The organism is Protofrankia sp. Cas3 (assembly GCF_963555955.1).
In the GTDB taxonomy this organism is placed as follows: Bacteria; Actinomycetota; Actinomycetes; order Frankiales; family Frankiaceae; genus Protofrankia.
The window spans coordinates 1-11,657 of sequence record NZ_CAUVXP010000138.1 but is presented as its reverse complement, the minus strand read 5'-3'; the positions used below and the strand labels follow the sequence as shown (position 1 = coordinate 11,657).

General features: G+C 67.0%; 8 protein-coding genes and 2 pseudogenes. 3 read left to right on the top strand and 7 right to left on the bottom strand.

The window, feature by feature from the left end:
• Positions 1-165: 165 nt before the first annotated feature.
• The 7 genes from U9983_RS21150 to U9983_RS21120 form a co-directional block, all read right to left on the bottom strand.
• A complete protein-coding gene (locus tag U9983_RS21150; protein ID WP_322755687.1) occupies positions 166-582 on the bottom strand; it encodes a type II toxin-antitoxin system VapC family toxin in 417 nt (138 codons plus the stop codon).
• Complete coding sequence (locus U9983_RS21145) at positions 575-838, bottom strand: type II toxin-antitoxin system prevent-host-death family antitoxin (RefSeq protein WP_322755686.1); 264 nt, start codon at positions 836-838, stop codon at positions 575-577. Before U9983_RS21145 ends, U9983_RS21150 begins: the two co-directional genes overlap by 8 nt.
• Positions 839-1,161: 323 nt before the next feature.
• Positions 1,162-4,431 (bottom strand): protein kinase domain-containing protein, encoded by a 3,270-nt coding sequence (locus tag U9983_RS21140; protein ID WP_322755685.1) that lies wholly within the window; start codon positions 4,429-4,431, stop codon positions 1,162-1,164.
• A gap of 192 nt (positions 4,432-4,623) precedes the next feature.
• Positions 4,624-5,496, bottom strand: coding sequence for a DUF4097 family beta strand repeat-containing protein (locus tag U9983_RS21135; protein WP_322755684.1), 873 nt, complete (start codon positions 5,494-5,496; stop codon positions 4,624-4,626).
• Positions 5,497-5,601: 105 nt separating this feature from the next.
• Positions 5,602-6,147, bottom strand: a complete 546-nt coding sequence (locus tag U9983_RS21130; RefSeq protein WP_322755683.1) for a hypothetical protein — start codon at positions 6,145-6,147, stop codon at positions 5,602-5,604.
• Between the two features lie 133 nt (positions 6,148-6,280).
• Positions 6,281-6,613 (bottom strand): hypothetical protein, encoded by a 333-nt coding sequence (locus U9983_RS21125; RefSeq protein WP_322755682.1) that lies wholly within the window; start codon positions 6,611-6,613, stop codon positions 6,281-6,283.
• Positions 6,610-7,221 carry a Panacea domain-containing protein gene (locus tag U9983_RS21120; RefSeq protein ID WP_322755681.1) on the bottom strand — a complete coding sequence of 204 codons (612 nt, stop codon included), beginning with the start codon at positions 7,219-7,221 and terminating at the stop codon, positions 6,610-6,612. Before U9983_RS21120 ends, U9983_RS21125 begins: the two co-directional genes overlap by 4 nt.
• A 498-nt stretch (positions 7,222-7,719) precedes the next feature.
• Between U9983_RS21120 and U9983_RS21115 the strand changes: the two genes are divergently transcribed.
• From U9983_RS21115 to U9983_RS21105, 3 genes and pseudogenes are all read left to right on the top strand, one after another.
• Positions 7,720-8,988, top strand: a complete 1,269-nt coding sequence (locus tag U9983_RS21115; protein ID WP_322755680.1) for an ATP-binding protein — start codon at positions 7,720-7,722, stop codon at positions 8,986-8,988.
• A 42-nt stretch (positions 8,989-9,030) separates the two neighbouring features.
• A pseudogene (locus U9983_RS21110) lies at positions 9,031-10,327 on the top strand (UvrD-helicase domain-containing protein); the annotation flags it as partial.
• 282 nt (positions 10,328-10,609) lie between these two features.
• Positions 10,610-11,657: pseudogene (locus U9983_RS21105) on the top strand (type IV secretion protein Rhs); the annotation flags it as partial.

Below are 11,657 nucleotides of genomic sequence, written 5' to 3'. Positions count from 1 at the left end.
TTTTTGGTCAAAAATCGTACACAACGACAAACTCGCGCCGATCATAACCTGTGGAATGCTTCCGGACGGGATCCGCGCGACCTGGGTTAGGCACTGTTCCACCCGGATCTCCCGGATCTCCCGGATCTTGAAGGTATGTACCTCGGCCGGTCAAGTGGACCTTAACTATCGTGGACGGGTGACGGGCACGACGCGGACAAGCCTTTCAAGGCCGGTGAAGTCGTCAGGGTTGATTGTGTACAGCGGAAGGTTGTTGGCAACGGCCACACGAGCGATCAGTAGGTCCGCAAGACGGCGCCGCGGTGTCCGGTTCGCGGCGAGTACGGCCGCGTACACGGGACCGTAGTGGCGTGCGGCTTCTGCGTCGAATGGTAGTGGGTCGTAGGTCGCCTCCGTTCTTTGCAGGCGTCCGATCCTGGCCGCACGTTCAACGGGGTCGCTCGTGGTGTGTGGACCGGCTGTCAGTTCCGCGAGGGTGATTGAACTGATCGCGGTTTCGATCGGCAGTTCGTCGGGGTCCACGCGGGAAAGATGGACGATCACGTTCGTGTCGAGCAGCCCTCGACTGTGGCAATCAGTCATCAAGCAACGCTTGGTTGACAACGGCGTCGAGGCCGGCGAAGAACCGGTCGGAGTCGAGCGGCGCCTCGTGGGCGAACATGGCGAGAACCTGTGCAGCAGGGACAAAGGTCCGCCGTCGGAGCGGAACCAACTCGGCGATCGGGCTGCCGTTCCGCGTGACGACGAACGTCTCACCGTGCTCGACAGCGCGCAGGATCGCGCCGGAGTCGTTTCGGAGCTCTCGTTGGGTGATCTCATGCGAGACAGGCTGCGACATGTTTATAATTCTGGTCGATACTGCTACGAGATGCTACGTCGTGCTACGGGCTATCCCATGGGCGGACGGGAGCTGTTGGAGCCTCGCTTGGTCCTGTCCGCCATGTGCTCGTCGCACCGATGAGCATTGGGGTGGGACGGGAAACGACGGCGGGTACCGACGCTCGTAACGTGGATTCCAGCGGCACGCTCTGATCCGTCCCCGTGTACCCATTGCTGTACCCAAGCCAGCGGACGTTGGTGGACGAGCACGGCCACCGGCGGACGGTGAGCCCAGGTCATGCCGACACGGCGGACGTTCACCGACATCGGCGGGCCAATGCGCTAATGGCCATCGGTGCTGACCCGGCGCACGCGGTTGCTGTTCTGGTCGGCGATGTAGAGGGTGCCGGTGTTGTCGACTGCGACCCCGGTTGGATGTGCGAGTTGGGCGTGGGTGGCTGGGCCGCCGTCCCCGGAATACCCGGGGGTGCCGGTGCCGGTGCCGGCGACGGTGGTGATTGTTCCGTCGGTGCCGATCCGGCGCACGCAGTTGTTGTACTGGTCGGCGATGTAGAGGGTGCCGGTGTTGTCGACTGCCACCCCGGTTGGATGCGCGAGTTGGGCGTGGATGGCTGGGCCGCCGTCCCCGGAATACCCGTAGGTGCCGGTGCCGGCCACGGTGGTGATTGTTCCGTCGGTGCCGATCCGGCGTACCCGGTTGCTATTCCCATCTGCGATGTAGAGGGTGCCGGTGTTGTCGACTGCCACCCCGGTTGGATATGCGAGTTGGGCGTGTGCAGCCGGCCCGCCGTCTCCGGCGAACCCGTAGGTGCCGGTGCCTGCGACGGTGGTGATTGTTCCGTCGGTGCTGACCCGGCGGATTCGCTGGTTGTTCTGGTCGGCGATGTAGAGGGTGCCGGTGTTGTCGACGGTCACCCCGGTTGGATATGCGAGTTGGGCGTGGGTGGCTGGCCCGCCGTCCCCGGAATACCCGAAGATCCCGGTGCCGGCCACGGTGGTGATTGTGCCGTCGGTGCCGACTTTGCGTATCCGGCTGAACTGGTCGGCGATGTAGAGGGTGCCGGTGTTGTCGACCGCCACCGCGGTGGGGTGCGCGAGTTGGGCGTGGGTGGCTGGCCCGCCGTCCCCGGAATACCCGAAGGTCCCGGTGCCGGCGACTGTGGTGATTCTTCCGTCGGTGCCGATCCGGCGCACGCAGTTGCTGTTCTGGTCGGCGATGTAGAGGGTGCCGGTGTTGTCGACTGCAACCCCGCTCGGATGCGTGAGTTGGGCGTGGGTGGCCGGCCCGCCGTCTCCGGCGAACCCGTAGGTGCCGGTGCCTGCGACGGTGGTGATTGTTCCGTCGGTGCTGACCCGGCGGATTCGCTGGTTGTTCTGGTCTGCGATGTAGAGGGTGCCGGTGTTGTCGACTGCGACCCCGGTCGGATATGCGAGTTGGGCGTCGGTGGCTGGCCCGCCGTCCCCGGCGAACCCGTAGGTGCCGGTGCCGGCCACGGTGGTGATTGTGCCGTCGGTACCGACCCTGCGCACTCGCTTGCTGTTCCGGTCGGCGATGTAGAGGGTGCCGGTGTTGTCGACGGTCACCCCGGTTGGATATGCGAGTTGGGCGTGGGTGGCCGGCCCGCTGTCGCCGGCGAAGCCATAGGTGCCGGTGCCTGTGACGGTGGTGATTGTTCCGTTGGTGCTGACCCGGCGGATTCGATGGTTGTTCTGGTCTGCGATGTAGAGGGTGCCGGTGTTGTCGACGGTTACCCCGGTCGGATTCGAGAGTTGGGCGTGGGTGGCTGGCCCGCCGTCCCCGGAAAACCCGTAGGTGCCGATACCGGCGATAGTGCTGATTATTCCATCGGTGCCGACCCGGCGCACCCGATGGTTGTCCGAGTCGGCGATGTAGAGCGTGCCGGTGTTGTCGACCGCCACGCCGGACGGACCCGCGAGTTGGGCGTGGGTGGCTGGCCCGCCGTCTCCGCCGTCTCCGCCATCCTCGCCGGCACCGGCGAACCCATGGGTGCCGGTGCCGGTGCCGGCGACGGTGCTGATTGTTCCGTCGGTGCCGATCCGGCGTATCCGCTGGTTGTTCTGGTCGGCGATGTAGAGGGTGCCGGTGCGCTCGGCTGCCACCGCGGTCGGATACGTGAGTTGGGCGTGGGCAGCCGGCCCGCCGTCGCCGGTGAATCCGGGGGTGCCGGTGCCGGCCACCGTGGTGATTGTTCCGTTGGTGTCGACCCGGCGTACCCGGTTGCTGTCCGGATCGGCGATGTAGAGGGTGCCGGTGCTGTCGACCGCCACCCCGGACGGGCCCGCGAGTTGGGCGTGGGCGGCTGACCCGCCGTCACCCGTGAACAATTCGGCGCCGGCCACCGTAACGATCATCGGAGAGCTGGATCCGCTGGATCTGCTCGATCTGCTCGATCTGCTTGGCGTAACGACGATCGTCACGACGACAAGAAGCACTGTCAGAGCTGTCAGAAGGACACCGACACCGATAAGCAGGGGCTTGCGACTGCGGTGTGCGATGGCGATGGCTCCTGCTGGGGAGTCCGCGTCGCGGTCGCGGGACACGGTAATCTTGGAGAGCTCCGCGTCGCTGCCGGCTGAGCGAGACTGGTTCTCGTCGTGACCGAGGCTTCCCGGGGCCGCCGGACCGGGTTGACCGGATGGCGCCTTCGGCCGATCTTCAACACCATCTCGGGGGAGCGGGCCGACAGCATCCTCACATCGAGGGGTCGGCTGGTTCGGCTGGTTCGGCTGGTTCGGCTGGATTGGTGCGGACGCCACGCGGGTGGCCGCCTCCCGGATCGCCTCGTCCACCCGCAGGATCAGACCGCTGCGTGTGAGCCAGCCGGGGGCGAACACCTCCGCGGCAGCCTCGGCCAGCGCGACCGCGAATTCCTGCGCAGACGGGTAGCGCGCGTCGATGTCCTCGTCCACCGCCCGCATGACCACCCCGGCCAGCGCCGGGTGCACACCGGTCAGCGGCCCGACGCGGGGACGTGCCGGCAGCTGCCCGGTGAACAACGAGTACAGCACCAGCCCCAGGGAGTACAGATCCGTACCCGGGCCGAGCGCGGCGAAGTTGCGTTGCTCGGGTGCCATCCAGAACGGCGTCCCGGTGCTACCGAACGCGGCGGTGTGTTCCAGCAGTTTCGCGATCCCGAAGTCGACAATCTTCAGGGTGCCGTCGTCGGCGAGGAGAAGGTTCGCCGGCTTGATGTCGCGGTGCAGCAGTTGCCTGCCGTGCACATAGGCCAACGCGTCCGCGGCGGCCAGGCCGATCCCGCACACCGTCTCCGGTGAGAGGCTGCGGCTGACGGTGTCCAGCGACTTACCGGCGACGAACTCCATGAACAACAGGAAGAGGTCATCGACATCGACCGCGTCGAAGACGTTGACCAGGTGCGGGTGATTCAGCTGGGCCAGGATCTTCGCTTCGTCACCGGCGAGTCGAAGCCCGTCCGTACCCTTCACCAGTACCGCTTTGACCGCGACCAGCCGATCCAACCGACGGTCCAACGCCTGGAAGACATCGCCGAAACCGCCATCGCCGAGCCGGCCGCGCAGTTCATAGCGGTCGGGTAAGGCCCGTTCCACACGATCACGGTCTACCGGCACAACCCTGCTGCTCCCAATGGCGACCGCCGAGGACTCCCGAAGGTACAGGTCGTCATCTTTCCCCCGGATGGGGTAATCGTAGCCAATCGGCCTTTGTCTACGGTGGACGACCTGCCCGGCGCTCTGGGCGTGTCGGATGGACCTCCTCCGCCCTGCAGGCCACTTTCTGGATCATCGCACGCATCGACCAACATCCATGGAGCGGTGGATGGTGATGTCGCCGTAGGCGGTACGGGCGCGTACCTCGACCGCGTCCTCGCCGGGTTCGGGACGGTCGGCGGCGTCCAGGTCGTTCTGCACGTTGCCGTAGCTCGTATTGAGGTCAAGCCAGGCGGCGACTCCGTCGAGGATTCCGATGTCGACCGTGCCGTAGGCGGTTTGGGTGAGAATGGCACCCCGTGCCACCTCGCCGATGCGGACGTCGCCTTTAGCGGTTTTGGCCGCAACCGTCGCGTGCGCGTGGTTGACAACGATGTCGCCGTTGGCGGCGCTCACCCGAAGGTCGCTGGCGACCTCGCCGATCCACGTGTCTCCGTTGGAGTTTTTGATCACAGCTGTGCTGTCGATGCTGCCGATCCGCACGCTGCCGGAGCCCGTGGTGACCGCGGTGTGGCCGACCGCCCGGCCCACGCCGATATCACCACTGCCGGTCCTGAGCTCCACCGCGCCTGCCTGATCGACGTGGATGTCTCCGATGCCGGTCTTGTAGCGGCATTCGCCGAGGCGACCGGTGCAGTGCAACGTCGCTACCCCTGCCGCAGCTCGCACATGGGAGCCCGCCGGCAGGTCGATCTGCACATCGATCGACTCGCCGCCTCCGCGAAAGGTGTGCTGCCGCCATCCCCTCGGCGCTTTGATCAGCAGCATGCCGTTGGCGTACTCGACCCGAGTCTGCTCGGCGGCGGCCACATCGGACTTCTTGGCACCGTCGCTCGGGCGCACCTCGACGACGGTGTCGGTGCGGTCACTCGCCACGATCCGGATGTCACCGACGGCGAGCTCCACGGTGACGGAGATGGGTTCGGGAGCGTCGAAAGTAGGCATGGCAGTCCTTCTGATGGGTTGGCGGGCACCCCGACCACCACGGGTCGTGATGTGGCATTTCCTGGCGCGGCGCGGCGCGGCGCGGCGCGGTTCGGCGCGGTTCGGTTAGCGCGCCCAGCCCGTGTAGCGCGCAGCGCCCCGCGGGGCGCGTCGTTCGTCTCGACGGTTGGGGTCGGTTCGTTCCAACGCGGCGGCAGCCGCGCGCACGAGCCAGGCGTTGACCGACAGCCCTTCGCCGCTCGCGGCCTGCTCGATCCGAGCCTTGAGGTGATCAGCCATGCGCAGGTTGATCCGCGAGATCCCGCCCTCGTCGCCCTCGACGGAAGCCGGCGGCGCGACGCCCGTCACCGGCCGGCCGGTCGGCGTCGTGTCACCGTCACCCGGCAGGTCGTCGACGGACGGGTCGACCGGCGGTGGTGTCACCACGAACTCGAGGTCGCCTCCGCGCAGGCGCAGCTCGACCGAACCCGGCGCGAGCTCGCAGGTGATCTCCTCCGCCGCAGCCGCCAGCGCGTCCTGCAACGTGAGTCGGATAGCCGAGTCCAGGGGTGCCACAAGGCGTTCAGCAAGCGCACGAGCGTCATCACCCCCGGCCTCGGCGGCGACCGCAAGCTGGCCTTGGATGTTCTCGACGTACAGTCGGAGGTCCATGGCACCACTATGGCATCAACTCCGGTGCCATATCAAGGGCAACATGAGCCATGGTGGCCCCACACCGCCGCTTGCTCAGTGTCAGTTTGAGCTGCCTGTGAGTAGCCGTCGAGGTGCCTGGCGATCGTGGACGTCAGCCGTCCGGGTCTCCCTGGATCATTGCCCAGAACTCGGTGTCTTCCTCGAATGAAACGATCTCGACCTGGTCGGGAGCCGTCAGGTACCCGTAAACGATGATCGGTCCGAACTCCCTGCTAGGAGCGAGGAAGACTTTGCGGACCGCGTCGCCGGCCTCGGGTAAAAGGGTGTCCCAGTCCCGTTCGAACTGGATACGGGCCGCGAGGACGGGGCCGGTCATGAACTCCTCGTAGTTCGGGCCGCTGTAGGTCAAGCTCCGTGCCAGCGGGTAGGCGGCTCGTGCCGCCGCAAGGAACGACCGGCCGTATGTGACCGTGAGGCGCGTCACCGGGCTGGACGGCCCTGGCGCGCGTAGTCGTCGGCGATCTCGCGGGCGCGGGCCTGTATTCGGGGGCTGGTGCGCTGGTCGCCGGGGGCGAGGTAAGCGGTGGCATAAGGGATGTCCTCGCCTTCGTCGACGATCCGCCAGCCGGGTTCCTCGCCGGAGAGGTCGGTGGCCTCACGGGCGGTGCGTCCGTAGAGCACGGCGACGGCGTCCTTGACGGCGGTCAGTTCGGTGTCGGAGAACCGGGACCGGTCCGCGGGGCGTAGTGGGCGCAGACGGTGCTGTTCGCGGCCGAGTACGGTCTCGGTCGTCATCTCCGCCGCGCCGGAGGCGACCAGCCGGTCCCGGATCGGCCGGAGCGGGCGAGGTGCGGGACCGTGGGGCAGCTTCTGGTACCGCACTCCGGTGATGGGGCGGCCGGTCTGGCGGACGTGCGCGAACTCCGCGAAGAACAGCACCTTGTTGACCTTTGCGATGCCTCCGAAGCGGTCGCCGGCGAGTTCCTCGGCGACCAGGAGGAGTAGTTCGGCGAACTTGTCCTCGTCAGGCTCGGTTGGGATGTCCTCGGCGGCCAGGCTCGCTGCGATGATCCGTTCGTACTCGTCCACCACACGTGCTCCCTGATCAGACCGCTGGTTACGGTCGCCCCGGGGCAACCTTCACCCAGCTTGCTCCATCGAACAGATGTTCACAACTCGGGTGTGGGGTCGTTGCTCTCCGCGCCCAAAATTGGATGATCCTGGATGGGTTGTTGCCTGTGGCTGCTCCAAATGGGATGGGTCGTGGCCAAGGGCCCGAACCCGCGCTGCGGGCGCCGCGATTTCTACCATCGTGCGGTATCCGATCGCGACCTGTGTCGAGGGTTCGGTGAGCGGTTCGAGGCCAGATCCAGTTCCTTCGACCGATTTGCCGCGACAGCGGATCGGTCCAATTATCTAACTAATTGTCCTACCCGTCACATGACGTCACTTCCGGGTGGAGAGCCTGCCTGATTCGGACGTACGCGGCTGACAGATCTGGAGCCAAATGGTCGGCAAATCTGGAGGTCGACCTGTGGCAGATCTGGAACTGGAAAGCTGGCAGATCTGGAGGTCAACTATCATCGAGCCGTGAGTACGCCACTGCGGGGACTCGTCGAACGGCGCTTGCTCCCCATCATCGAGAGCCGGATGGCCGAGGAACCCGTCATCCTCGTCCAGGGTCCCCGGTCGGTGGGCAAGTCCACCCTGCTCCGGGGCCTGGCCTCCACCACGGGAACCGAAATCATCGACCTGGACGACATCGCTGTCCGCGACGCGGTCGCCAGGGACCCGGGGACGTTCGTCGCAGGTCCCTCCCCGGTATGCATCGATGAATACCAGCACGTCCCGCTTGTCCTCGACGCGATCAAAGCCGAACTCAACCGGGACGGCCGACCCGGCCGCTTCGTGCTGACCGGCTCGGCGCGGCACGAGGCGCTCCCCCGCGCTGCCCAAGCCCTCACCGGCCGCCTGCACCGACTGCCCGTCTACCCGCTGTCACAGGGAGAGGTCGCCGGGGTCCGCGAACACCTGCTGGAAGACCTTTTCACCAACCCGGTCGACGCCGTCAGCGCCCCGCCGTCGACCACCACACGCGAGCAGTACATCGACAGAGTCGTCGCGGGCGGCTTCCCGCCGGTGCTCGGCCGCGCCACTGTTGCCTCCCGGGGCCGCTGGCTCGACGACTACATCCGCCTCAGCCTCGAACGCGACGTCCAGGAACTCAGCAACATCCGCCAGGCCGCGGCCCTACCGGCGCTACTCGGGAGGCTCGCCGGCCAGACCGCCCAAGTCCTCAACATCACCAGTGCGGCCACGGGAACCCGGCTCGACCACAAGACCGCCGACAGCTACATCCGCCTGCTGGAAGCGGTGTTCCTGCTGTACCGCCTCCCAGCCTGGAGCACCACCCTCATCGCGCGGTCCACGGCCTCCCCAAAGATCCACGTATTGGACTCCGGGGTGACGGCACGGCTGCTGCGCCTGACACCGCAGAAGCTGGCCGCCCGCAGCCCGGCCGCGCTGACCGAGTTCGGGCACCTGCTGGAGACGTTCGCGGTCGGCGAACTACTCAAACAAGCATCCTGGGTCGACTGGGTCAGCGGGACCGGCCACTGGCGTACCCGAGACGGCGACGAAGTCGACCTCGTCGTCGAACGCGACGACGGGATGCTGGTCGCGTTCGAGGTCAAGGCAGCCGGCCGGGTTCCCGGCTCGGACTTCACCCCGCTGCGCAAGCTCCGCGACGCCACGGGCGACGCGTTCCTGGCCGGCGTGATTCTCTATCTGGGCGCACGGTCCTACAGCTTCGAAGACCGCCTGCACGTCATGCCGGTGGACCGAATATGGGCTGGGTAGTCGCGATCCTTTTCATCCGACTACCTCTTTCTCGTCCCCTTGCTCCGCACGGACCTGCGCACCCGGCTGCTGGCGCTGGCCGGGCCGGAACTGGTCGCCCGGGTGGACATCATCAACATCGACAAGCTCGCCAGCAGGATCGTCGCAGAGGCCGGCCTCGACAGCCGTCGCCGGATAGTCGATGACACGGTCGCCGTGGACCAGTGGCGGACCATGCTGTTCGAACTGGGTGAGACACGGTGGGAGCCGGAGTTTCTGGCCGGCGAATGGTCACAGGTCATCCTCGGGCAGGTACTGAGCTCGCGGACCGACTACTTCAAGGCACGCCGACCAGGCCGCGGCCGTGCGCTCACCCGCCAGGACCGCGACGCCGTCTGGCGGCTCGTCGAACGGTTCGAAAAGCGCCTTGAGGACAACGGTGTGTGGACCTGGCGTCAGCTCGCCGGCCGCGCGGCACGCCTGGAGTTGGACCGCGAGGTGCAGATCCAGCGGACTTTTGGCCAACGGGAGGTCAGCGGGGAGAGCAGCTCCGGCTCCACCCCGCGCTACCGCTACCGGCACATCGTCGTCGACGAGGCGCAGGACCTCAGCGCCGCGCACTGGAAGATGCTGCGCGCCATGGTCCCCGCCATGGCGGACGACATGTTCCTCGTCGGCGACACCCACCAGCGCATCTACGACAACTACGTCACCCTGGGAAGCCTCGGGGTCAACATCCGTGGACGCTCGGCCAAACTCACTCTCAGTTATCGCACTACGCGGCAGATCCTGGCCACGGCGTTGGAACTGCTCAGCGGGGAGACGTATGACGATCTGGACGGTGGCGAGGAGAACCTTGCCGGATACCGCTCGTTGCTGCACGGTGGCCGCCCGGCGCTGCACGGCGTGGGCACCTGGGCCGAGGAACAGCAGCTGATCAGCCGGCAGGTACAGGCCTGGGGGACTGCGCTCGACGGCTCGATGACCGACGGCTCGATCGCGGTGTGTCTACCGACCAGACAGCTGGCCGGCGAGGTCATTCAACGGCTTTCCGAGGATGGCGTCACCGCCGTCGAGATCGGCCCCGACGGGCCGAAGCAGCATGACGGTGTGCACGTGGGCACGATGCACCGCTTCAAGGGGCTCGAATACCGAAAAATGATCATCGGTGGAGTGGGTGCGGGGCTGGTACCGCGTCGCGGCATCGAGCAGTACCAGGACCGACCCCAAGCGCTACCAGCGGGAACGGACGCGCGACCGCTCCCTGCTCTTCGTGGCCGCGACCCGGGCCCGCGACGAGCTCGCCATCTTCTGGCACGGCACCCCGAGTCCTTTCCTTTCCGCCGTCACACTCCCCTGATCGGCCGTGCGCGGCCGATCGTGGAGATCGTGATCGGCGTTTGTTTGTCGTTAGGTACGGTTTTCGGCCGGATAGGCGTACCTGACGACAAACTCGTGCCGATCGTGTCGACCGGCGCCAGCGGAAACCGATGCCAGTGGAAACCGATGCCGGTGGAAGACGGATGCCGGTGGAAATGGTACGGTCTGCCCGATACGTTCTCAGTGCAGATGGTCCTGCCAATCGGCGGGCGGCTGACCGGGCGCTCGATCGAGGAATCCCGGGTGCACAGGGAGGACTGCGGTGAGCGACTGGGGTGTGCTGGGGTTGGAGGGTGATCCGACTCCGGGTGATCCGGATGCGGTGCGGGGCATGGCCGTCCGGTTGCGAGGCCAGGCTGAGCTCGCCGAACACAACACCGTGCGGTTGCGGGCGATCGCGGGCAGTGGTGGCGAGCTGGCGATGGCCGGTGACTACGCGGCTGCCTACACCGAGGCGTTGGTGGAGTTACCCGACGGGTTGGCCCGGTTGGCTCGTGCCTATCGGGGGTGTGGGGATGCGCTGTTTGGTTATGCGAACGGTCTGACCGAGGCGAAGATCCGGGCGGGGGGTGCGCTGCGCCAGGGCCTGGACGCCGATGATCGTTATCGGGTGGCGTTGGGGGAGGTGCGGGCGTTGCTGCCACCGGATCGGGAGTTGCTGCTGTGGCCGCGGGCGGAGCTGTCCGACGGTTCGATCGGTGCGGTGACGGCGATGTGGGATGCGGCGGCGGTGGCCGGGCAGGTTCGGGCGGCTGCCGCCCGGGGGCAGGTGGCGAGTGCGGATCGGGCGCGGGCGCGGCGGTTGGCGTTGGATGCGGCGGAGCTGCGGGGGGATGCGGCCCGGAGCTGCGCGCAGGGGATTGAGAACGCGCTCGCGGACAGCGGGATCAAGAACAAGGCGTGGTATGAGAAAGCCTGGGATGCGGTGTCCGCGCCGTTTCGGTCCTGGGACAGCTTCGTCGACCTCTGCCGGGATGTGGCGATGGTCGCCGGGGTGGTGGCGCTGTTCGTCTCCGGGCCGATCGGGTTGGCGTTGGTGGCGATCGCGCTGGTGGCGGGTGCGGTGGTGTTCGCGGACACGTTGGCGAAGTACGCGCAGGGTAAGGCGTCGTTGGGGCAACTCGGTCTGGACTCGCTGGGTCTGATTCCGGGTGGACGCGGTGTGGTCAGCGTGGCGCGGCTGGGGCGGACCGCGGTGGCGGTGGGGCGTGGGGTGGCCCGGGGTGAGGGGTTGCGGCTGGTCAGCGCCGGGTTGCGTGCCTTTAGTGGTGCGGCGCTGGGCCGAGCGCGCAACATTGTGACGGCGATCT

Coding starts and splice junctions, on each gene's coding strand:
- U9983_RS21150 (WP_322755687.1), bottom strand. CDS start 582: ATGACTGATTGCCACAGTCGAGGGCTGCTCGACACGAACGTGATCGTC.
- U9983_RS21145 (WP_322755686.1), bottom strand. CDS start 838: ATGTCGCAGCCTGTCTCGCATGAGATCACCCAACGAGAGCTCCGAAAC.
- U9983_RS21135 (WP_322755684.1), bottom strand. CDS start 5,496: ATGCCTACTTTCGACGCTCCCGAACCCATCTCCGTCACCGTGGAGCTC.
- U9983_RS21130 (WP_322755683.1), bottom strand. CDS start 6,147: ATGGACCTCCGACTGTACGTCGAGAACATCCAAGGCCAGCTTGCGGTC.